Source organism: Pseudomonas sp. UBA5706 (assembly GCF_002419965.1).
Taxonomy (GTDB): domain Bacteria; phylum Pseudomonadota; class Gammaproteobacteria; order Pseudomonadales; family Pseudomonadaceae; genus Aquipseudomonas.
Genome location: NZ_DIHC01000061.1, coordinates 1 through 23022, shown reverse-complemented (window position 1 = coordinate 23022; position 23022 = coordinate 1). Strand labels below are relative to the sequence as shown.

General features: G+C 59.1%; 18 protein-coding genes. 8 read left to right on the top strand and 10 right to left on the bottom strand.

What is annotated here, in order from left to right; translation table 11 throughout:
- Positions 1 to 578 precede the first annotated feature (578 nt).
- Positions 579 to 1787: a multidrug effflux MFS transporter gene (locus tag B3I26_RS27925; protein WP_296262648.1), complete on the bottom strand. Its 1209-nt coding sequence runs from the start codon at positions 1785 to 1787 to the stop codon at positions 579 to 581.
- Between the two features lie 247 nt (positions 1788 to 2034).
- Between B3I26_RS27925 and B3I26_RS27920 the strand changes: the two genes are divergently transcribed.
- Together B3I26_RS27920 and B3I26_RS27915 are read left to right on the top strand one after the other, a co-directional pair.
- On the top strand, positions 2035 to 2394 hold the full coding sequence (locus tag B3I26_RS27920; RefSeq protein WP_296262647.1) for a hypothetical protein: 360 nt from the start codon (positions 2035 to 2037) through the stop codon (positions 2392 to 2394).
- Positions 2395 to 2475: 81 nt separating this feature from the next.
- Entirely contained in the window at positions 2476 to 2973 is a 498-nt protein-coding gene (locus tag B3I26_RS27915) for a GreA/GreB family elongation factor (RefSeq protein ID WP_296262646.1), read from the top strand.
- Between the two features lie 128 nt (positions 2974 to 3101).
- Here the strand turns inward: B3I26_RS27915 and ettA are convergent, their stop codons facing one another.
- Positions 3102 to 4766, bottom strand: coding sequence for an energy-dependent translational throttle protein EttA (gene ettA / locus B3I26_RS27910; RefSeq protein WP_296262645.1), 1665 nt, complete (start codon positions 4764 to 4766; stop codon positions 3102 to 3104).
- A gap of 386 nt (positions 4767 to 5152) precedes the next feature.
- Between ettA and B3I26_RS27905 the strand changes: the two genes are divergently transcribed.
- A complete protein-coding gene (locus B3I26_RS27905) occupies positions 5153 to 8992 on the top strand; it encodes a bifunctional diguanylate cyclase/phosphodiesterase (RefSeq protein ID WP_409522090.1) in 3840 nt (1279 codons plus the stop codon).
- A 274-nt stretch (positions 8993 to 9266) separates the two neighbouring features.
- Positions 9267 to 10520 (top strand): serine hydroxymethyltransferase, encoded by a 1254-nt coding sequence (gene glyA / locus B3I26_RS27900; protein ID WP_296262644.1) that lies wholly within the window; start codon positions 9267 to 9269, stop codon positions 10518 to 10520.
- 180 nt (positions 10521 to 10700) lie between these two features.
- Here glyA and yjiA read toward each other — a convergent pair whose 3' ends face one another.
- The 3 genes from yjiA to B3I26_RS27885 all read right to left on the bottom strand — a co-directional run bounded on the left by yjiA (position 10701) and on the right by B3I26_RS27885 (position 14118).
- Positions 10701 to 11678: a GTPase gene (gene yjiA, locus B3I26_RS27895; protein WP_296262643.1), complete on the bottom strand. Its 978-nt coding sequence runs from the start codon at positions 11676 to 11678 to the stop codon at positions 10701 to 10703.
- A 146-nt stretch (positions 11679 to 11824) separates the two neighbouring features.
- Positions 11825 to 12022, bottom strand: coding sequence for a YbdD/YjiX family protein (locus tag B3I26_RS27890; protein ID WP_166598406.1), 198 nt, complete (start codon positions 12020 to 12022; stop codon positions 11825 to 11827).
- Positions 12023 to 12048: 26 nt separating this feature from the next.
- Entirely contained in the window at positions 12049 to 14118 is a 2070-nt protein-coding gene (locus B3I26_RS27885; RefSeq protein WP_296262642.1) for a carbon starvation CstA family protein, read from the bottom strand.
- Positions 14119 to 14297: 179 nt separating this feature from the next.
- On the opposite strand from B3I26_RS27885, the gene B3I26_RS27880 reads away from it, so the two are divergent.
- A complete protein-coding gene (locus B3I26_RS27880; protein ID WP_296262641.1) occupies positions 14298 to 14666 on the top strand; it encodes a PilZ domain-containing protein in 369 nt (122 codons plus the stop codon).
- A 101-nt stretch (positions 14667 to 14767) separates the two neighbouring features.
- On the opposite strand, the gene radA is transcribed toward B3I26_RS27880, so the two are convergent.
- The gene (gene radA, locus B3I26_RS27875; protein WP_296262640.1) at positions 14768 to 16138 is read right to left on the bottom strand and encodes a DNA repair protein RadA; all 1371 of its coding nucleotides are present in this window, start codon (positions 16136 to 16138) and stop codon (positions 14768 to 14770) included.
- Positions 16139 to 16335: 197 nt separating this feature from the next.
- Between radA and mscL the strand changes: the two genes are divergently transcribed.
- Positions 16336 to 16785: a large-conductance mechanosensitive channel protein MscL gene (mscL, locus tag B3I26_RS27870; RefSeq protein WP_296262639.1), complete on the top strand. Its 450-nt coding sequence runs from the start codon at positions 16336 to 16338 to the stop codon at positions 16783 to 16785.
- Between the two features lie 199 nt (positions 16786 to 16984).
- Here the strand turns inward: mscL and B3I26_RS27865 are convergent, their stop codons facing one another.
- A complete protein-coding gene (locus B3I26_RS27865; RefSeq protein ID WP_296262638.1) occupies positions 16985 to 17761 on the bottom strand; it encodes a ferredoxin--NADP reductase in 777 nt (258 codons plus the stop codon).
- A gap of 360 nt (positions 17762 to 18121) precedes the next feature.
- Here B3I26_RS27865 and B3I26_RS27860 point away from each other — a divergent pair, with 360 nt between their 5' ends.
- Positions 18122 to 18352 (top strand): helix-turn-helix domain-containing protein, encoded by a 231-nt coding sequence (locus B3I26_RS27860; RefSeq protein WP_296262664.1) that lies wholly within the window; start codon positions 18122 to 18124, stop codon positions 18350 to 18352.
- 153 nt (positions 18353 to 18505) lie between these two features.
- Positions 18506 to 19630 carry a methyltransferase gene (locus tag B3I26_RS27855; RefSeq protein WP_296262637.1) on the top strand — a complete coding sequence of 375 codons (1125 nt, stop codon included), beginning with the start codon at positions 18506 to 18508 and terminating at the stop codon, positions 19628 to 19630.
- Positions 19631 to 19767: 137 nt separating this feature from the next.
- Here the strand turns inward: B3I26_RS27855 and B3I26_RS27850 are convergent, their stop codons facing one another.
- The 3 genes from B3I26_RS27850 to B3I26_RS27840 all read right to left on the bottom strand — a co-directional run bounded on the left by B3I26_RS27850 (position 19768) and on the right by B3I26_RS27840 (position 22468).
- Positions 19768 to 19950 carry a DUF2474 domain-containing protein gene (locus B3I26_RS27850; RefSeq protein ID WP_296262636.1) on the bottom strand — a complete coding sequence of 61 codons (183 nt, stop codon included), beginning with the start codon at positions 19948 to 19950 and terminating at the stop codon, positions 19768 to 19770.
- A gap of 67 nt (positions 19951 to 20017) precedes the next feature.
- The gene (cydB, locus tag B3I26_RS27845) at positions 20018 to 21025 is read right to left on the bottom strand and encodes a cytochrome d ubiquinol oxidase subunit II (protein ID WP_296262635.1); all 1008 of its coding nucleotides are present in this window, start codon (positions 21023 to 21025) and stop codon (positions 20018 to 20020) included.
- Between the two features lie 3 nt (positions 21026 to 21028).
- Positions 21029 to 22468: a cytochrome ubiquinol oxidase subunit I gene (locus tag B3I26_RS27840; protein WP_296262634.1), complete on the bottom strand. Its 1440-nt coding sequence runs from the start codon at positions 22466 to 22468 to the stop codon at positions 21029 to 21031.
- Between the last annotated feature and the right edge of the window lie 554 nt (positions 22469 to 23022).

The window sequence follows — 23022 nt, the reverse complement described above, 5'->3', positions numbered from 1 at the left end:
ATCTGGATCACTTTCTGAAAACTCTGCGCTACCGAAGTACTCAGGCGTTACAGATTCATTTTTTGCAGCAAGACAGTTTCAATCTGTTGTTATTAAATCGGATCCTTAGTGGTGGCGTAGTATAAGCGCTGCATCAGCATGGAGAATTGGGCGGGCAATAATTCAGCTGTAAGTTTGTCAGGCTTACTGACAACATTTTAAGCAAAGGTTGCCCTGACTTCTTTGTTAGACAAAAAGTGAATCTCTTCTGAAATGCCCGAATAACAAGGCCTGCGCAGCGTCAACCTGACTCACCTCGCGAAAACAGCGCGGTAAATGCCTACAACATACACTCCAAAAACTCTCAAGAAAAACATCCCCTGTCATATCTCCAACGGGGAATGGATGGCGCACAGAAAAGTTCTGATTTGAATGCTTAAAAAGCTGACTGTAAGAATTTTCTTTATTTTAAGTAGTAAATTACATCGCATTGGCTTGATTCTTCCCTCTAGTGAACAAGCATGGACAGGCTTGTTCACGGCGGGTGCTGACGTCGCCAGAAGGAGAGTACTGCGACGCGAAGTACGTCGCAGTAACGATCAGATTCGTACGTCCCGGTGCGGAGTCAAGGCATCGCGTTTCATCTGCGCGCGCCGGGTAAGCAGTGCCAAAACTGCCGTCAGGACCCCGCACAGCGTAATGACCATCGCCATCGGCACCGCTGTGCCGTCGTGAAGTATGCCAACCAGCGCCGCAGCACCCGCGGCGACGCTGAACTGCAGACAGCCCAACAGCGCCGACGCACTGCCTGCGCGCTTGCCCTGTCCCGCCATTGCACAGGCCGACGCGTTGGGGATGATGCAGCCGAGACTGGCGATGTACACGAACAGCGGGACCAGCAGCGGCCATAGCTTTTCAGTGTGCACGGAGGCGATCGCGAGAAGCACCACGGCGGCGCCCAGGTACACCCAGACCGCACGGGACAACATCCATGCCGGACCAAAGCGACCCACCAGCCGTGCATTGACTTGCGCTATCAGGATAAACCCCGCCGCGTTGGTTCCGAACAACCAGCCATAGTGCTCGGCAGGCACGCCATATAACTTGATGAACACAAAGGGTGAGCCCGCGATGTAGGAAAACATCCCGGCCATGGCGATCCCACCCGTCAGCGCATGGCCGAGGAAGAGTCGGTCGCCCAACAATCTCCAGTAAGAACCCAATGCGCCGGACAGCGGCAGCCGTGGATGTGCAGCTGGCATGCTCTCGGGTAGACCGAGGGCGACTGCCAACGCCGTGAGGGCGCTGAACAGGGTCAGGGTGATAAAAATCGCCTGCCAGCCATACACATTGACCAGCAGGCCGCCGAGCATGGGCGCGAGGATCGGCGCCAGCCCCATAACCAGCATCAGTTGCGAAAACACCTTCGCCGAGTCCACCGGAGAGCATTTGTCGCTGACGATCGCCCGCGACAGAACCATGCCTGCGCACCCACCCAATGCCTGGACGAAACGCGCAACGATCAGCCATTCGAGACTTGGCGCAAACGCGCAGGCCAAGGATGCCAAGGTAAACAGGCCTACGCCGAACAATAGCGGCATACGCCGTCCAAATCGGTCGGCAATCGGGCCGTAGACCAGTTGCCCGATGCTAAGCCCCAGAAAATAGGAAGCCAGGGTCATCTGGACATGTTTTTCGTCCGTACCGAAGGCTAATGCTATGGCGGGGAAACCAGGTAGATAAAAATCGATGGCCATGGGGCCGAATGCGCTGAGGGCGCCAAGAATGAGGATTGTTCTAAGGTTCATTAATCTTCCTAAGCCATTTCGCGCAGCGCAGCTACCGTGCGTGCCCTGGCAGTTTACCAACCTTGAAAGCTCTGAGGCCGTCCACGGGAAAATTACTAAAAGTTTTTTCAGGCACCCTGGCCGTCAGGCGGAAACGGGGAACTAAACGTAAGCGACCGAGCATCGGTTAATGGATTTATCACCGCGCTTTTACAAATAACTCACGCAACCGCTTCTAGACTTTTTACATAAGTCGAGGGAAACGAAAATGAACATGCGTTGGGCTGTGCTGTGGTGCTGTTTAGTCGTCGCCGGTTGTCAGTCTACCCACGACCAGTTAGTGGCCGAAGGTTACCCCCCGGCATTCGCGGATGGATTTGAAGATGGGTGCGGCAGCGGACGGCAGTCCATTGATCCCTTGAAAGGGCAGTACAAAAAAGATGTGCAGCGCTATTTGCGCGACACGGTTTATGCGCAGGGTTGGGGCGATGGGTTCAGGCAATGCCAGGGGCAATTGGCCAACCACGATGTTCAGGATCAGGGCAGAGACAGTATCTGGAACGATCGTGATCGCGCGTGGGACCAGCAGAAGACCCAAGGTGCAGCAAAGGCCTATCGTTCGCCCTGATACCTGCGGCGCTTTCATTTGCGGAAACTTATAGGCTGCCAGCATGGCCGAAGCTAAACACGCCATGAACAGGAGCATGCCATGAGTCGGGCCTTCGTTAACGAGGACCACGCCGCCGCCCAAGCCAGTGCGCCGGTGGAAAGGCAGATTAGCGCTCAACCTAATTACGTCACCGCCAACGGGCTGGCGCAGTTGCAAGCCCACGTTACCTTGTTGCAAAAACAGCACAGCGAACAGTCGACACTTGGCGAAGGCGCAGACAAACAGCGCCTGGCCGATATCGAGCGGGATTTGCGCTACTTCAACAGAAGACTGCAAAGCGCGCAGTTGGTAACGCCGGCCCGTTCTTCCGACAAGGTGCAAATCGGCAGTTGGGTCACCTTCGCCGACGAAGATGACCGTCACCTGCGAGTGCAGTTGGTGGGCGAAGATCAGGCTGATGCTTCGATTCAGCTCATTAACTGGGCGTCGCCACTGGGCAAGGCATTATTGGGCACACAGATGGGTGACGAGGTGACCTGGAAGCGCCCGGCGGGAGATCAGGTAATCGAGGTTTTGCAGATCGAGGCCGATGCTTGAAAGCCTATGTCGGCGCCGGGCACCGTTTGTGCCGCCGACACGCAGGTACCTATAAGGTGAGTAGCTGTAAACGTACCCCATTTAAAAAACGGAGCCTTAAGGCTCCGTTTGTCATGACACCTATTTGATCAAGCCAGCTTCTTGTGACGCACGCGGTGCGGTTGAGCTGCGGCTTCGCCGAGGCGCTTCTTGCGATCGGCCTCGTACTCGGTGTAGTTGCCCTCGAAGAACACAGCCTGGGAATCGTCTTCATACGCCAGGATGTGAGTCGCCACGCGGTCCAGGAACCACCGATCGTGGGAGATCACGATGGCCGCGCCCGGGAAGTCCAGCAGGGCCTCCTCCAGCGAACGCAGGGTTTCGACGTCCAGGTCGTTGGACGGTTCGTCGAGCAGCAGGACGTTGCCACCCTCCTTCAAGGTCAGTGCCAGGTGCAGGCGACCCCGCTCACCACCGGACAGGTCCTTCACGAACTTCTGCTGGTCACCCCCCTTGAAGTTGAACCGCCCGACATAGGTACGCGACGGGATTTCGTAGTTACCAATCCTGATCTGATCGGAGCCGTCGGAAATCTGTGCGAAAACGGTCTTGCTGCCATCCAGGTCATCGCGGCTCTGATCGACGCACGCCAGTTGCACGGTTTCGCCGATCTCGATAGAACCCGAGTCTGGTTGTTCCTTGCCCATCAACATGCGGAAAAGGGTCGACTTACCGGCCCCGTTACCGCCGATCACACCGACGATCGCGCCCTTGGGCATGGCGAACGACAGGTTGTCGATCAGCACGCGATCACCGTAGCCCTTGGTGACGTTCTTGAACTCGATGACCTTGTCACCCAGGCGAGGACCCGCCGGGATGTAGATTTCGTTAGTTTCGCTGCGCTTCTGGAATTCCTGCGACTGCATTTCTTCGAAGCGTTGTAGGCGGGCCTTGGATTTGGACTGGCGAGCCTTGGCGCCTTTGCGCACCCACTCCAGTTCTTCCTTCATGGCCTTTTCGTGAGCCGACTGCTGCTTGGACTCCTGGGCCAGACGATCGGACTTGGCTTCGAGCCAGCCGGAGTAGTTGCCCTCGTAGGGGATACCGGCACCGCGGTCGAGTTCCAGAATCCAGCCGGCAACGTTATCCAGGAAGTAACGGTCGTGCGTGATCGCGACCACGGTGCCCGGGAAATCGTGCAGGAAGTGCTCGAGCCAGGCGACGGAATCGGCGTCCAGGTGGTTGGTCGGCTCGTCGAGCAACAGCATGTCCGGCGCAGACAGCAGCAGGCGGCACAGCGCCACACGGCGCTTCTCACCACCGGACAGGTGTTCGACTTTCGCATCCCAGGCCGGCAGGCGCAGCGCATCGGCCGCCACTTCCAACTGGCGTTCAAGGTTGTGACCATCGCTGGCCTGCAGGATGGCTTCGAGCTTGGCCTGTTCGGCGGCAAGTTTATCGAAGTCGGCATCCGGTTCCGCGTAGGCGGCGTATACTTCGTCAAGGCGCGCCTGGGCATCCTTGATCACGCTGACCGCTTCCTCGACCACTTCGCGCACAGTCTTGCTTGGATCCAGCTGTGGCTCCTGCGGCAGATAACCGATGTTCAACTCCGGCATAGGACGCGCTTCGCCGTCGAATTCGGTATCGACACCGGCCATGATTTTCAGCAGCGTGGATTTACCCGAGCCATTGAGGCCCAGCACGCCGATCTTGGCGCCCGGGAAGAACGAAAGGGAGATGTTTTTCAGGATTTCCCGCTTCGGCGGAACAACCTTGCTCAGCCGATGCATGGTGAAGACGTATTGAGCCATGAATTGAAAACCTGTTTTTGGCACTGTGAATAAGGGCGCGTGCTAAGCGCTGCGTCGCAATAACTGCTTTTATTTGCCTTGGGAACTTGCCGATCGGCGCTTCCGAGCCTTGAATTGATCAAGGCACGAGCAGCCCAGTCACGCCAACGCTACCGGGTATCGGTCTTGAAGCTGGAGCGCTGTTTGCAGGGATTGCGAAAGTCTTGCAGGAATCGGGCACATCGCACGTGGCGCAAAGCTACCCGAATGCAGACGAGAGGGCAAACCATGCCCGCCTTTTGGGCTGGCACTTAGCCACAAGTCAAGGCATGCTAGGCGTTCTTTTGACGTCAAGCTTATAGTGCATTGCGCACACGCTGATTCAGTCCAGTAGTCAGGATCACAGTTTGCCCATACCAACGCCCATGTCTCCCTTGCGCTCGTCCAGACGCGCGACGGCATTGCCATTTCGAAGCTCGCTCAAAGGCGCGCTCGCGATGCTGGTGTTGCTTATGCTCGTGCTTTTGATGTGGCAGCTGTTCGAACAGTTTCAGCAGACTCAGGAGCGTCAGCACCAGCGTAGCGTCGACTACAGCATTCAGCTCGCTGACCGGCTGAGCCTTAACATGGCGCTCAACGCGCAAGTGGCGTTGAACGTTCTGGACGATGCCCACGCAAAACCGCCGACCGCTCAACAGCTTGTCGCCCCCCTTGACCGGCTTAGAAAAGCGATGCCAGGACTGCACAGTGTTGCCTGGCTCGATGACGACGCCAATATCGTCGCCGACAGCGCGCAAGACAGCACGGACGCCAGCTTTTTGGCTCGGCAGCGTGAGCGCATCAATGGTCATACCTACTATTACGCCGATGGGCCTGATGGCTCGCGGTTTTATTTGTTCGTGCGCCAACCGGGCAATGAAGGTGAGCGCTATTGGGCCATCCGGCTGGAGCCGGTGGCGCTGACCGCCCTGACGCGACAAAGCGACCAGGAATTCAAAGGCGCCTGGCAGCTGGAAAACCGCGTAACGCAACGACCGGTCTATCGGGCAGAGGCGGACGATGACGAAATCGCCGACCTACAGGCACAAACCGTTCTGCTCGAACCGCTGACCAACAGCGACTGGCAACTGCGCGGCCTGTTCGACGCCGATAAGGTGCGCCAGGTCTTGATTGCACCGCTGGTCGGCAAGTGCCTGATCGCCCTGCTGTGCTCCATCGTGCCGCTGCTGGCCCTGCGCAGCCTGCGTCGGCGGCAGTTACAGCTGCATGAGAGTCGACGGCGCTACAAGGACATCTTCGAAGGTACGGGCGTAGCATTGTGTGTACTGGATCTGTCCGGTCTGCCCGACTATCTGCAGAAATTGCACCTTACTAGCCGCCAGGAGCTGGATCAGCATTTGATCAACCATGCGGACCAGTTGAACGGCTTGCTCCATCAGTTGCGCATCACCGAAGTGAACCAGGTTGCGGCTCATCTGCTTCGCGCCGAGTCCGCAACCCAGGTATGGCAACAGTTAATAGAAGGCTGCCCACGTTCGCGCCAGGGCATCGGCGTGCAATTGATCGGCGCGGTGCTCGACGGTCAGTCGCAACTGGAACTGGAGATACTGCTGCCCAACGCCAAGGGCTGCGATCAACACTTGTGGCTGGTCGTGCGGCTGCCCGAGCAGCCACAAGACTTCAACGCGGTGATCCTCAGCATCAACGACATCACCAACCGCAAGCAGACCGAACTGGCGCTGCAGGAGCGCGAGAGTTTCTGGTCGGACGTGGTGCGTACCGTGCCTGATCATCTGTACGTTCAGGACGTCATCAGCCGGCGCATGATCTACAGCAACCATCATCTGGGACGCACCCTGGGCTACAGCAAGCAAGAACTGGAGCAGATGGGAGATCATTTCTGGGAAATCCTGCTCCACCCGGACGACGCCCAGGCTTACGAACGATTGCGCCGGACCCGCAGCGAAGAGGCCAGCAGCGACCTCACCGAGTGTCACTTGCGCTTCAGGGATCACAATGGTCACTGGCGGCGTTTCGACATACGCGAGCGCGCCCTGTCCCCTGACGAAAACGGTCGGGTGACGCGGATCATCGGGGTGGCGAAGGACATTACCGATCAGGTAGAGGCCAGCCAATCTCTGCGCGAAAGCGAGCAGCGCTATCGCATGCTGGCCGAGAGCATCAGCGACGTCATTTTCTCCACCGACCACACATTGCGCCCGAATTACGTCAGTCCGTCGCTCACTACCGTGCTGGGTTATAGCGCGGAGTGGATCATGCAGAACGGCTGGAATTCGATCATCGCCAATCCACAACAACTCACGAGCCTGCAAATCCTATTGCTACGCGTCGCCAAGGCCCTGCGCAAACCCGAAACCCTGGCAGCGTTGCGCGCTGAGGTGCCGAACCAGATGTACCTGCTGGACTGCCTGCGCGCCGACGGACGCAAGATTCCCGTCGAACTGCGCCTGGTGCTGGTATGGGACGAATCCGGCGCTTTCGAAGGCATTCTGGGCGTCGGCCGCGACATCAGCCAGCAACGTCGCGCAGAAAAAGATCTGCGCATGGCAGCAACGGTGTTCGAACACTCCACCTCGGCCATTCTGATCACCGACCCTGCCGGTTACATCGTGCAGGCCAACGATGCTTTCAGTCGGGTCAGCGGCTATGCGGTTGCGCAAGTGCTCGATCAGTTCCCGTCGATGCTGACGATCGAAGATCAACAGCAAGCCCAACTGGGCTATATCCTCAAGCAACTGAACCAGCATGGCAGTTGGGAGGGTGAGCTATGGCTCAAACGGCGCGACGGCGAGCATTATCCGGCGTGGGTTGGCATCACTGCGGTGCTTGACGATGAAGGCGATCTGGCCAGCTACGTGTGCTTCTTCACCGACATCAGCGAGCGCAAGGCCAGCGAACAGCGTATTCATCGGTTGGCCTATTACGACGCCCTCACGCATCTGCCTAACCGCACGTTGTTCCAGGACCGTCTGCACACCGCCCTGCAGCAGGCCGAGCGCCAGCAAGCGTGGGTGGTGCTGATGTTTCTCGACCTGGACCGCTTCAAGCCGATCAACGACTCCTTGGGCCACGCCGCTGGCGACCGCATGCTCAAGGATATGGCGGCGCGGCTGCTGGCGTGCGTCGCAGATGACGACACCGTGGCGCGCATGGGCGGCGATGAATTCACCCTGTTGTTGCAGCCGGGCGCTTCGCAGCAGGCTGCGTTGACCCGCGCCATTCATGTTGCCGAGCAGATTCTCGCCAGCCTGGTCAAACCCTTCGTGCTCGAAGGTCGGGAGTTTTTCGTCACGGCCAGTATCGGTATCGCGCTGAGCCCGCAGGATGGCAACGAGCTAAGCCAGCTGATGAAAAACGCCGACACCGCGATGTACCACGCCAAGGAGCGCGGTAAGAACAACTTCCAGTTCTATCAGGCAGACATGAACGCCAGCGCCCTGGAACGGCTGGAACTGGAAAGCGACCTGCGTCACGCCCTCGAACAGAAGGAATTTACGCTGTATTACCAGCCGCAATTCAGCGGCGACGGCAAGCGCCTGACCGGTGCCGAAGCCCTGCTGCGCTGGCGCCATCCACGTCGCGGGCTGGTGCCGCCAGGGGATTTTATTCCGGTGCTCGAAGAACTCGGGTTGGTGGTGGAAGTGGGCGAATGGGTGCTCATGGAGGCCTGTCGTCAGTTGCGCGAATGGCATAAGGCCAGGGTTCGAGTGCCAAAGGTGTCGGTCAATATCTCCGCTCGGCAGTTCTCCGATGGGCAACTGGGCACGCGTATTGCCAATATTCTTCAGGAAACCGGGCTGCCGCCTGCCTGCCTTGAGCTGGAATTGACTGAAAGTATCCTGATGCGCGAGGTCAGCGAGGCAATGCAGATCCTTGATGGCCTCAAGCGGCTGGGCCTGAGCATTGCGGTCGACGACTTCGGCACCGGTTACTCGTCGCTGAACTACCTCAAGCAGTTCCCCATTGATGTGTTGAAGATCGACCGCACGTTCGTCGATGGTCTGCCTTCCGGCGAGCAGGACGCGCAGATAGCCCGCGCTATTATCGCCATGGCCCACAGCCTGAACCTTGCGGTGATCGCCGAAGGCGTGGAAACCTACGAGCAACTGGAGTTTCTGCGCGAACATGGCTGCGACGAGGTGCAAGGCTATCTGTTCGGTCGTCCGATGCCGCCGTCGCGGTTTGAGGCGCAATTCAGCAACGACGCGCTTTTCATGCTTGATTGATGCCGCGTAACGCATGCCGGTCTGCTGGCGAAGTGGTCGATGCAACGGCGCAGATTTTCATCGCAAAGCCTATCCATGCCGCAATCCGGTTTGCCGGCGGTGGCGATCACACGGCCGCGACTGTCGGCTGACCGGACTGCTACAGGAGCCGCGTCTCGACTCCTCCACCAGATGAAAACGGCTTGTCCAGCACATGACCCGCTTTCATATGCCAGATAAAAGCCGATGTTGTAGAATGCCCCCCTTTTCTACTGCCCGATCCCCGAGGACCGCCATGTTCAGCCGTAATTTGACTATCGCCAAGTACGACTCCGACCTGTATGCCGCTATGGAACAGGAAGCCAAGCGCCAGGAAGAGCACATCGAGCTGATCGCCTCGGAGAACTACACAAGCCCCGCTGTCATGGAAGCCCAGGGCTCGGTACTGACCAACAAGTACGCCGAAGGCTACCCAGGCAAGCGCTACTACGGTGGCTGCGAATACGTCGACATCGTCGAGCAACTGGCTATCGACCGCGCCAAGGAGCTGTTCGGCGCCGATTACGCCAACGTCCAGCCACACGCCGGTTCCCAGGCCAACAGTGCCGTTTACCTGGCCCTGCTGAACGCTGGCGACACCATCCTGGGCATGAGCCTGGCCCACGGCGGTCACCTGACCCACGGCGCCAGCGTTTCGTCCTCCGGCAAGCTGTACAACGCCGTGCAATACGGCATCGACGGCAACGGCCTGATCGACTACGACGAAGTCGAACGTCTGGCAGTCGAGCACAAGCCGAAAATGATTGTGGCCGGCTTCTCGGCGTACTCACAGATCCTGGACTTCCCGCGCTTCCGCGCCATCGCCGACAAGGTCGGTGCGTACCTGTTCGTCGACATGGCGCATGTGGCCGGTCTGGTCGCCGCAGGCGTCTACCCGAACCCGGTACCTTTCGCTGACGTCGTCACCACCACCACCCACAAGACCCTGCGTGGCCCGCGTGGCGGCCTGATCCTGGCTCGCGCCAACGCCGAGATCGAGAAAAAGCTGAACTCCGCCGTATTCCCGGGCGGCCAGGGCGGCCCGCTGGAGCACGTGATCGCGGCCAAGGCGATCTGCTTCAAGGAAGCGCTGCAGCCTGAGTTCAAGACCTACCAGCAACAAGTGGTCAAGAACGCCAAGACAATGGCCGATGTGTTCATCGAGCGCGGTTTCGACGTGGTGTCCGGTGGCACCGAGAACCACCTGTTCCTGTTGTCCCTGATCAAACAGGACATTTCCGGTAAAGATGCCGACGCGGCCCTGGGCAAGGCGTTCATCACCGTGAACAAAAACTCCGTGCCAAACGACCCTCGCTCCCCGTTCGTCACTTCCGGCCTGCGTTTCGGCACCCCGGCTGTGACCACTCGCGGCTTCAAGGAAGCAGAGTGCAAGGAACTGGCAGGCTGGATCTGCGACATCCTGGCCGACCTGAACAATGAGGCGGTGATCGATGCCGTTCGCGAGAAGGTCAAGGCCATCTGCGCCAAGCTGCCGGTTTACGGCGCTTGATTACACTCGTCTGATGTGAAAAAGCCTGGCTCTTTGAGCCGGGCTTTTTGTTGGGTGAGCGGTGATGTCACCGGTAGGAGCGCGCTTGCCCGCGAATGCAATGTGTCAGCTACCGAACATCAATCTGACACACCGTCTCGCGGGCAAGCGCGCGCCTACAATTGGACGCGGATCGCGGGATTATTCTGCCGCCACCTTGGCAAACCCTTCGCGAATCTTCTCTTCCGGCAAATCATCGGCGATGAACACGATCACGCTTTCACGGGGTTCATCGGCGCCCCACTCCACGTCGAAGTCGAAACCGTACAACTTCAATACGCCCTGGAATACCAGCTTGCGGTCTTCGCCAGCGATGTTGAGCACGCCCTTGTAACGCAGCAACTGCTTTCCGTGTTCTTCGAGCAGGTCGTTCATGAAGGTGCTGAGCCGGTCGATGTCCAGCGCCTTGTCGCTGCGCAGTACCAGGCTGCTAATGCGGTCAAGCGAGCGTCCCGCAGGCGCCACCGGGCGCAGCGCCATACCGCCGACATCGGCGTTGAGGTTAAAGCCGCGCACATCCAGCAGCTCGGCCAGATCGATCTTGCCATGCTCGACCACTCGAATCGGCGCGCGACGGTTGATGCGGGTCAGGCGCTCGCTCAGGGCGTTGAACGCAGACTCGTCCACCAGGTCGGTCTTGCTCACCAGCAAGCGGTCGGCAAACCCGATCTGCGCCTGGGCGATGGTCTGCTCCAGATGCGTATCGGCGTGGGCGGCATCGACCAGGGTGATAATGCCGTCGAGGATGTAGCGCTCACGCAGTTCTTCATCGATGAAAAAGGTCTGCGCCACCGGTGCTGGGTCGGCAAGGCCAGTGCATTCGATGACCAGACGATCGAACGCAATCTCGCCGCTGTCCAGTCTCTCCAGCAGCAAGACCAGTGCCTTGGTCAGGTCAGTGTGAATAGTGCAGCACACGCAACCGTTGGACAGGGTCATGACGTGTACCGGCTCATCGCCAAGCAACTGCGTATCGACCCCGGCATCGCTGAATTCGTTTTCGATCACGGCGATTTTCAGACCGTGCTCTGCCTTGAGCAGATGACGCAGCAACGTGGTCTTGCCCGCGCCAAGAAATCCACTCAGCACGGTGACGGGGATGGGGTGCGAAACGGTCATGCCTACTCCTGGTTTTCGGGCATCGGTGTCGGTCGCCTCTGCAAGAGCGAGTTCATCGCCGCGCATTAGGCAAACAAGGCATCCAAATAAAAACGCGCCACGACAAGCGTGGCGCGTCAGGTCAAACGGATCGACAGCCTAGGCCATCAACAGCACTTCGGCCCGCCCTTGCCGCCGTAACGTGCATCTTGGCGTTCGCGAAAAAACGCCTCGTACGACATCACCGGCTTGTCCGGGTGGGTATTCTGCATATGCTCGACATAGTTATCGTAATCCGGCATGCCGACCATCAGGCGTGCCGCCTGTCCCAGATACTTACCCAGACGACTCAGGTCATTGAACATATGCACCTCCCAGGCTCGCAGCGCACTCAGTGGGTTTTCGGGAAGGCCTGAAACGGCGCTTCCTTGTCGGTACGCTCTTTCTTGATCCAGGCGGCGCGACCGACCTTGATCGCATAGAACAGGATGCTCAGCACCACGAACAGAAACAGCGCGGTCAGCGCCGCGTTGGTGTACGCGTTGAAGATCACGTGCTGCATCTGCTCGACGCTTTTGGCCGGCGCCAGCACCTGTCCGGCATCTGCCGCAGCGCTGTATTTCTTCGCCAGAGCCAGGAAGCCGACGGCAGGGCTTGGGTCGAACAACTTGATAAAGCCTGCAGTCACCGTACAGATCAACAGCCACGATGCCGGCAGGATGGTGACCCAGGCATACTGCTGGCGTTTCATTTTGATCAGCACCACCGTCGCTAGCATCAGCGCAATGCCCGCCAGCATCTGGTTGGAGATACCGAACAGCGGCCACAGGGTGTTGATGCCGCCCAGTGGGTCGATCACGCCCTGATACAACAGGTACCCCCACAACGCCACGCAGCCCCCGGTGCCGATGGCGTTGGCGGTCCAGGACTCGGTGCGTCTGAGCGACGGCACGAAACTGCCGAGCAAGTCCTGCAACATGAAGCGGCCTGCGCGGGTACCGGCGTCGACTGCGGTGAGAATGAACAGCGCTTCGAACAGGATCGCGAAGTGGTACCAGAACGCCATGGTGTTCTGGCCGGGAAACGCCTGGTGCAGGATCTGCGCGATGCCCACCGCCAGTGTTGGTGCGCCACCGGCGCGAGCCAGTACGGTGTTTTCGCCGATGTCCTTGGCCACGGCGGTCAGTTGATCCGGGGTGATCAGGAAACCCCAGCTGCTGACCATCTGCGCGACGGAGGTAACGTCAGCGCCGACAACTGCCGCCGGGCTGTTCATGGCGAAATAGACGCCAGGTTCAATGACCGAAGCGGCCACCATGGCCATGATCGCCACGAAGGATTCCATCAGCATGCCGCCGTAACCGATGTAACGGGCGTTGACTTCATTATCCAGCAGCTTGGGCGTGGTGCCCGAGGAAATTAGCGCGTGGAACCCGGACACCGCGCCACAGGCGATGGTGATGAACAGGAACGGGAACAATGCACCCTTCCACACTGGGCCTGTACCGTCGGTGAACTGCGTCAGGGCCGGCATTTTCAGCTCGGGCGCCAGAATCAGGATGCCGATCGCCAGGGCAACGATGGTGCCGATTTTTAGAAAGGTCGACAGGTAGTCACGCGGCGCCAGCACCAGCCACACCGGCAGCATGGCGGCAACGAAACCGTAGCCGACCAGCATCCAGGTAATCTGCACGCCAGTGAAAGTGAACAGCGGCGCCCACTGCGGGCTGGCTGCCACTTGGCCGCCGAGCCAGATCGACAGCAGCAACAGCACGACACCGACCACCGAAATTTCACCGATGCGGCCCGGACGAATGAAGCGCATGTAGACGCCCATGAACATCGCGATCGGGATAGTCGCCATGACCGTGAACATGCCCCAGGGACTTTCGGCCAAGGCCTTGACCACGATCAGCGCCAGCACCGCCAGGATGATGATCATGATCAGGAAGCAGCCGAATAGCGCGATCGTGCCGGGTACACGGCCCATTTCCTCACGCACCATGTCGCCCAGCGAGCGGCCGTTACGCCGTGTGGAAAGGAACAGAACCATGAAATCCTGCACGGCCCCGGCCAGCACAACCCCGGCAATCAGCCAGAGCGTGCCGGGCAGGTAGCCCATCTGCGCCGCCAGCACAGGGCCGACCAAGGGGCCTGCACCCGCGATCGCCGCGAAATGGTGGCCGAAAAGAATATGTTTATTGGTCGGAACGTAATCCAGACCATCGTTGTTCAGTACCGCCGGGGTGGCCCGGGTAGGGTCCAGTTGCATGACGCGACTGGCAATGAACAGGCTGTAGTAGCGATAAGCGACCAGATAGATGGCAACCGCAGCAACCACAATCCAAAGTGCGTTGATGGCTTCTCCGCGACGCAATGCAACCACCCCCAGGGCCCAGGCCCCAAGAATCGCAACAATCAGCCAGGGCACGTGGCGCAGCAGACTATTATTATTTTTCATTTTTTTGTTTCCAGCAGAGTGGACGTGTATGAAGCAGCACAGAGTTTAGCGCCGCCGAAGCGAAAGGCCACCCCCACAATGGTCTAGCGCAGGATTTAGCCTATAGTCTGAGCAGTTGTTGCCCACTCAAGGTCCTGGCCAGCCCGTCCTGGTTGCCGGCGCCAAGGAGAAGTCGTGTCATGACAGATTCCCACGAAGACCGCCGTCGTTTTAAACGTATTTCGTTCAGTACCAAGACCGACCTGTCGCAAGGCGACCGGATCTGGCCGGTGGAGTTGCTCGACCTGTCGCTCAAGGGCTTGCTGATTCAGCGACCCGAGCCCTGGCAGGGCAACCCCGACGAGCCTTTCATCGTCGATATTCATCTGGACGCCGAGACCGATCTGCGCATGGAGGTGAGGCTGACCCACGACGGTCACAATCACCTGGGTTTTGTCTGCGAGCACATTGGGCTGGATTCGGTCACGCATTTGCGCCGGCTGGTCGAGCTTAACCTGGCCGATCAGCATGAGCTGGAGCGGGAGCTGGCGGCCTTGATCGGAATTTGAGAAGCGGCGCGAAGGCCGTAGCAATCCGACTTTCTGCAGTGGCGGCTGAGAGGACGCCGCCGCCGACAAGCTTGACGGTTTCAAGTCGCCAGGCTCGGCCCTTATTCTTCGAATAACGCATCCAGTGCCTGGTCCAGCCGTGTCACCGGAATCACCGTCAGGCCCGGCGGTGACTCCTTGGGTGCGTTGCCCTTGGGCACGATGGCACGTTTGAAGCCATGCTTGGCCGCTTCCTTCAATCGCTCCTGACCGCTCGGCACAGGGCGCACTTCGCCAGACAACCCCACCTCCCCGAACACCAGCAGGTCCCCCGGCAGCGCCCGGTTGCGCAGACTCGACATGACCGCTGCCATCAATGCCAGGTCAGATGCGGTTTCCAGCACCTTGACCCCGCCGACGACGTTGAGGAACACGTCTTGATCGTGAGTCGGAATGCCGCCATGACGATGCAGGACCGCCAGCAGCATCGCCAGCCGATTCTGGTCCAGGCCCAGGGTCACACGGCGCGGATTGGACAAATGGCTGTCATCCACCAGCGCCTGCACTTCGACCAGCATCGGTCGGGTACCTTCCCACGTGGCCATGACCACACTGCCTGCGACAGCTTCCTGTGCGCGGGTCAGAAAGATCGCCGAGGGGTTGGATACTTCTTTCAAGCCTTTGTCGGTCATGCCGAACACGCCCAACTCGTTGACAGCGCCGAAACGGTTTTTGACCGCGCGCAACAGGCGCAGGCGCCCGTCCGACTCGCCTTCGAAATACAGCACGGTGTCCACCATGTGCTCAAGCACGCGCGGACCGGCCAGCGCGCCCTCCTTGGTGACGTGACCGACGAGGAAAATCGCCGTACCGCTCTGCTTGGCATAGCGCACCAGCAGGGCGGCACTCTCGCGCACCTGCGACACGCCTCCGGGAGCCGATTGCAATTGCTCGGTGAAGATGGTCTGAATCGAGTCGATCACCATGACTTTCGGCTGTTCGACCCGCGCCGTCGCAATGATGCTTTCGATGCAGGTTTCGGTCATCACCCGCAGTTTGTCCTGGGGCAGCCCCAGACGCCGGGCGCGCATGGCGACCTGCTGTTGCGATTCCTCGCCGGTCACGTACAGCGCGGGCATGCGCTCGGCGATGGCGCATAGGGTCTGTAAGAGAATCGTCGATTTACCGATACCGGGATCGCCGCCGATCAGCACCACGGAGCCGTCGACCAGCCCGCCGCCGAGTACGCGGTCCAGCTCGGCTGAGTTGGTGGAGAAACGCGGAATTTCTTCGACGCTGACTTGCGCCAAGGTCTTGATCTGCGCCTGCTGGCCAGTCCAGCCCGCACGACCGCTGGGGGCTGCGGCGCCACCGCTTTCGATGACGGTCTCAACCAAGGTATTCCAGGCACCGCATTCGCCGCACTGCCCGGCCCATTTGGGAAAGGTCGCGCCGCACTCGGTGCAGCCGTACATGCGTTTGGCCTTGGCCATGGAACCCCCGCCGCAAAAAAGGGGCAATCATACCCCATGCCTGAAACGCTGGCGCGCAATGGCCGACGTAGACACCTTTGTGAATGATTTCATAAAACTAACCGGGCTAAAGCCGGTCGATTGCATGGATTAAGCGGGATGCATGTAGCTGACATACACTGCATTTACCACCCTCATCTGTAACAAAGGAATACACCATGAGCGTACTAAGCGAGTTCAAAGCCTTTGCCGTCAAAGGAAACGTGGTCGATATGGCCGTGGGTATCATCATTGGCGCGGCATTTGGCAAGATCGTTTCGTCGTTCGTCGGCGATGTCATCATGCCGCCCCTGGGACTGTTGATTGGCGGTGTGGACTTCAGTGACCTGGCGATCACCTTGCGCGGCGCAGTGGGTGACGCCCCGCCCGTAGTGCTGGCCTATGGCAAGTTCATTCAGACGGTGGTCGATTTCCTCATCGTTGCCTTCGCCATCTTCATGGGCGTCAAGGCGATCAACCGCCTCAAACACCAAGAAGCCAAGGCGCCTACGCTGCCACCTACTCCGAGCAAGGAAGAAATCCTGCTGGCCGAGATTCGTGATCTGTTGAAAGAACAGAACAGCCAGCCCGCGGCACCGTTGCCTGTGAGTCCTGATCGGTTGGTGTAAGCCATTCGATCGCGCGCGGCAACGATATTGCCGCGCACTCGCTTCCTTAGCGCACGACTCCTATACGCAGCAGCACCCTGCCGGCGGCGGCGTTTCTGAAATCGCAACCGCCGGCAAGTTGCTGCTGCTCGTGGGAGCCCGGGCACAGCAGCACAGCAGCACGTGCTCGCGCTAACGCGCCGCGTCAACCATTCGGCATCTACCAATAATTCTCCACTGCCACCTGCCCCGGCTTGCGGGTCAGGGCCAGACGCATGTCGCGGGTCTTCAGCAGCGCTCGGGTATCGTCGATCATTTGCGGGTTACCGCAGAGCATCACCCGTGAGTGCTCCGGCGTAAGCTCGACGCCCGCGGCTTTTTCCAGCTCCCCGTTTTCGATCAGTGTGGTGATACGCCCATGCAGGGCCCCGGGATACTCTTCACGGGTCACCGTCGCAATGAACTGAAACTTGTGGGCGTACTCAGTCAGATAATCGCGCTGCGTCAGCTCGGTAATCAATTGCTGATAGGCCAGTTCCTTTGCCTCTCGCACGCTGTAAACCAGAATGATGCGTTCGAATTTCTCCCACACCTCGAAGTTCTGCAGGATCGACAGAAATGGCGCCACCCCGGTGCCGGTGGATAACATCCACAAATCGCGACCATCGGTGAAACGATCCAGGGTCAAATAACCTACCGCCTGTTTCTCGACCATCAGCGTATCGCCCACGCGCAAGCGACTCAGCTCACTGGTGAACTCACCTGCTGGCACGACGATGGAGAAAAATTCGAGAAACTCATCGAACGGCGACGACACCACCGAATACGCGCGCCACACCGTGCTGCCGTCAGCCTTGGTCACCCCCAGCCGCGCGAATTGCCCGGCCGTAAAGCGAAATCCCGGATCGCGGGTAGTGCGCAAGGTGAACAGGCTAGGGGTCAACGGGGTCACGTCGAGCAGCGTTTGCCGGGTGAATTTCTCTGCACTGGCGGTCATGGGCGCTCCTGGCTCCTTTACTCAAGTGCGTACAGTTTCCCGCAAACCGCAACTGATAAACACTGCCGGTTTGTAGTGTTATCCAATGCCGGCAGCTGAACGGAAATACAGCAGTTTTTAGAGCATTTTGCGATTGAGCTTATCGCGATCCTCTCCAAGCCAGCCGTTCAATGATCATTAACCCATTAATTTAATATGTTTTTTTTCAACTCCCCTCGTACTTACGCGCACCTCCATTCATCAGCGATAGAACGGTGATATCAAAACGCCAGAGAATTCCTTTCCTAGAATTCAATCGAAACGGTAGCGACTTTGAATCAGCCATGGAGGCTTGGAATGGAACACTTAAGACTGGACTTGATGCAGATGAGCAGAGCCGTTCCTCTGGTCCACAGCGGACTGACATTCAGGGAGATAGAGGTGCTCAAGTGGTCAGCCGAGGGCAAGACTGCTGCGGAAGTGGCGATCATATTGGACGTGAAGATACGCACAGTAAACTTCCACATCGGCAGTGCAATTCGCAAAATGGGCGTTACCAACAAAACGTCGGCGGTGGTACAGGCCGCGCTGCATGGCGTGTTTCAGCCTTAAGTCGATGTTGCTGGCAAATGACAACGAGACCCTGGGTGCTAAGCCATAGGAAAACCACGTAAAATCGCCGGTTTCGCGAATCGGGATCAGGCGCACTGTGTTCACAGGCGGCAATCACGGTTCGCGTCGTCTACGAATGGAATTCCCCAGCCCATGCCCCTGCTTACCTCGCCTTTCGCCCAGCTCGACCTGATTCGCCAGCCCGAACAGTCGGATGAACCGCTGCAGGCGTTCGATGCTGCCGATGAATACCTGCTCAATCACATCGCAGAGCATGGCCTGAGCCTGGAGACTCGGGTGTTGATCCTCAACGATAGCTTCGGCGCGCTGGCCACGAGCCTCGCGCCCCATGCCGCGGTGGTCAGCAGCACCGATTCGTTCCTGAGTGTGCAGGCGCTGGAAAAAAATCTGGTGCGCAACGGGCAGGCCTATGACGCCGTGCCGGTGATCCCGGCCAGCGCGTCATTGGGTGGTCCGTTCGACTGGGTGCTGATCCGCGTGCCGAAAACCCTTGCGTTGCTGGAAGAACAGCTGATTCGCCTGCAAGGTCGGCTGGCCGCCGGAGCGCGGGTGGTTGCGGCCGGCATGATCAAGCATCTGCCGCGTTCGGCCGGTGAGTTGATGGAGGAGTACATTGGGCCGGTGCAGGCTTCGCTGGCGGTCAAGAAAGCCCGGCTGCTGTTTTGCACGCCCGAGCGCAAAAGCTTGCAGGCCTCGCCCTACCCCACTCGCTACACAGTGGATGAGCCGAAGATCGAGCTGGTCAACCACGCCAATGTATTCTGCCGTGACGGCCTGGACATCGGCACTCGGGCATTTCTGCCCTATTTACCGAAAAACCTCGGCGCAGCGCGGGTGGCGGACCTGGGCTGTGGCAACGGCATATTGGCAATCGCCAGCGCGCTTGAGAACCCTGATGCGCTTTACACGCTGGTGGATGAATCGTTTATGGCGGTGCAATCGGCGCAGGAGAACTGGCAACTGGCATTGGGTGACCGCCAGGTGGAGATTCGCGCCGGTGACGGCTTGGCGGGACAAGAGCCGGACTCGCTGGACGTGGTGCTGTGCAATCCGCCGTTTCACCAGCTGCAGGTGGTGGGGGATTTTCTTGCCTGGCGCATGTTCCAGCAAGCTCGCTCGGCACTGGTAACGGGGGGTGCGTTGTACATCGTGGGCAATCGACACCTGGGTTATCACAGCAAACTGGCGCGGCTGTTTCGCGGGGTCGAGCAGGTGGCGGCGACGCCGAAGTTCGTGATTCTCAAGGCACGCAAATAATCACTGATCCCAGCGCAGCGTGCCATTGGTGGCGTCTGCACGACCGGTGCCGCCGGGAAGCCGGACTGCGCAACGAGTGGGGTTCAAGCGCTCGTTAAAAAACCCGCCGAAGCGGGTTCTCGGTGTTGCGCACCCAATCAATGCGCTCTCATGCCCGCTGCGGTCATGAACATGCGCAGCACGCTGGCGACGACGAACAGCGCCAGCACGCTGCCAGTCCAGATGATCACCAGCCAGCCCAGGCGCTGCCAAAGCGGCTTGTTCTGCGCCGGGTCTGGCTCGTGCGCAGGTCGCTCGGGAAAAGATTCTTTACTGGACATCGCTATACCCTCCTGTCTGAAGCAGTGACACGGCGCCCCATGTAGAAGTCACCGGGAGCGCCGCCCGTTAGTGGTAGCCATCTTCGTGGGTGACCTTGCCGCGGAATACGTAATAGCTCCAGAAGGTGTACCCAAGGATGAACGGGATGATGAGCAGCGTGCCAACCAGAATGAAGCCCTGGCTCTGTGGTGGCGACGCGGCATCCCAGATGGAGATTGCCGGCGGGATAATATTCGGCCACAGGCTAATACCCAATCCGCTGTAGCCGAGGAAGATCAGCACCAGCGTCAGCAGGAAAGGCGTGTAGTGCGCATTGCGTGCCACGGCCTTGAACAGCCCGTAAATAGTCAGCAATACCAGCGCCGGCACCGGCATGAACCAGATCAGGTTCGACGCACTGAACCACCGATCGGCTATGTCCTGATGCGCCAGCGGTGTCCACAGGCTGACGATGCCCATGACCACCAGCGTGGCGAGCGCCAACGGGCGCGCCAGGTCGTGCATGGCTTTCTGCAAAGCACCCTCGGTTTTCATGATCAGCCAGGTGCAGCCCAGCAATGCATAGGCCACGATCAGCGCCAGGCCACAGAACAGCGAGAACGGTGTCAGCCAATCCAGCCCGCCACCTGCGTACTGGCGGTTGACCACCTTGATACCGTCTATGTAAGCCCCCAACGCCACGCCCTGGAAAAAGGTCGCCACCAGCGAGCCGCCGATGAACGCCTTGTCCCAGAGATGGCGCTTGGCGTCGGTCGCCTTGAAGCGAAATTCGAACGCCACGCCACGAAAGATCAGGCCGATCAGCATAAAGATCAGCGGCAGATACAGGGCCTCCAACACAACGGAGTAAGCCAGCGGGAAGGCGCCGAACAAGCCGGCGCCGCCCAGTACCAGCCAGGTTTCGTTGCCGTCCCAGACGGGTGCAACGGTGTTCATCATGACGTCGCGGTCGGTCTTGTCCTTCATGAAGGGGAAGAGAATCCCGATGCCGAGGTCGAAGCCGTCCATGATGACGTACATCATGATGCCGAAGATGATGATCACGGCCCAGATCAGCGGAAGATCGATACCCATGATTCAGTTCCCCTCGTGCAGGGTGTCTTTATGGCCTTCTGCGCTGCTTTCATCTGCAGCGGACAGAGGACGTGCTGGAGTGCGTTTCTGGCCGGGGCCACCGTGGGGCGTACCATCGCCTTCGTGGGTTTTCGGTCCTTTGCGCACCAGACGCATCATGTAGCCGAAGCCTGTGCCGAATAGCAGGAAATAGACCACCACGAACAGCACCAGGGTGAGTGTCAGTTGCCCAACGCTATGGTGCGAAGACGCATTGGCCGTGCGCATCAGCCCGTAGACCACCCATGGCTGCCGCCCGATTTCGGTGGTAAACCAGCCCGCCAACATGGCGATCAATCCGGCTGGCCCCATCACCATGACCAGCCGCAGGAACAGCCGATTGGTGTACAGCCCGCCACGCCAGCGCAGCCAGGCACTCCACAGGCCTACCGCGATCATCAGCATGCCCAGCGCTACCATCACCCGGAACGACCAGAAGATGATCAGCGAATTCGGACGGTCTTCAGGTGGAAACGATTTGAGCGCCGGAATCTGTTTGTCCAGGCTGTGCGTCAGGATCAAGCTGCCCAGATAGGGAATCTCGACCGCGTATTTGGTGCGCTCTTCCTTCATGTCCGGGATGCCGAACAGAATCAGCGGCGTGGGCTCGTTGCCGACGTTTTCCCAGTGGCCTTCGATCGCGGCGATCTTGGCAGGCTGATGCTCGAGGGTGTTAAGGCCATGAGCATCGCCGACCACTGCCTGGATCGGCGCGACGATCAACGCCATCCACATCGCCATCGAGAGCATTCTGCGGATCGCAGGGTTATCGCGACCGCGCAGTAAGTGCCATGCCGCCGAAGCGCCGACGAAGAAGGCCGTGGCAACGAACGCGGCAATTGCCATGTGCGCCAGGCGGTAGGGGAAAGATGGGTTGAAGATCACCGCCAACCAGTCTGCCGGGACCACTCGGCCATCGACGATTTCGAAACCTTGCGGCGTTTGCATCCAGCTGTTCGAGGCTAGAATCCAGAATGTGGAGATCAGCGTACCAATGGCCACCATGGCTGTGGCGAAGAAGTGCAGGCCACGGCCTACGCGGTTCCACCCGAACAACATGACGCCCAGGAAACCTGCTTCGAGAAAGAATGCGGTGAGCACTTCGTAGGTCAGTAACGGGCCGGTCACCGCGCCGGCGAAATCGGAGAATCGGCTCCAGTTGGTGCCGAACTCGTAGGCCATGACCAACCCGGAAACCACCCCCATACCGAAGTTGACGGCGAATATCTTCGACCAGAAGTGATAGAGGTCGCGGTAGGTGTTGTCGTGGGTCTTGAGCCACAGGCCTTCGAGCACAGCCAGGAAACTGGCCAGACCAATGGTGATGGCAGGGAAAAGAATGTGAAACGAAACGGTGAATGCGAACTGGATTCGGGCGAGATCGAGCGCCTCTAAGCCGAACATAGGTCTTCCTCTATCAGGTGAAACCGGCTGCAGACGGGGCCTTCAGCGACCGCCCCACGGTGTATCGAGTACGACTGTGTGCAATCGTTCTTTTTAGTGTCGCGTTCAGTTTCAGGACGCGTCAGGTATGTCAAGCCGCCCAGTCGATCCAAGCGCATGACTTGGTTGACACAGATCAACCGACGCTGAAAGAGTAGTCCCATTTCGACACATGAACCGCGTGGTCTTTTGTCGCGTGACGAGTTGTCTCACCTATCGCTGCGGTTCCGAGGGGGAAATCGGGTGAAGGGGGGAAAAGACCTGCGATGCCACAGGTGCCTGTTCGGATGGGCTTCAGATCCTAGCCGCTGGCCGTATCGATGATCGAGCGTCTGATTCTGAACGCAGCCCGTGTGGCTGATCAGGCTTTTGATTCTAGTCGTAGGCCGTGTGGCCCGTCGGCTTTTGACTCTGACCGAAGGCCGTGTGACTGATCAGGCTTTTGGTTCTAGTCATAGGCCGTGTTGCTGATCGGCCTTTTTGATTCTGGCCGTAGGCCGTAGGAGCTTGGCTTG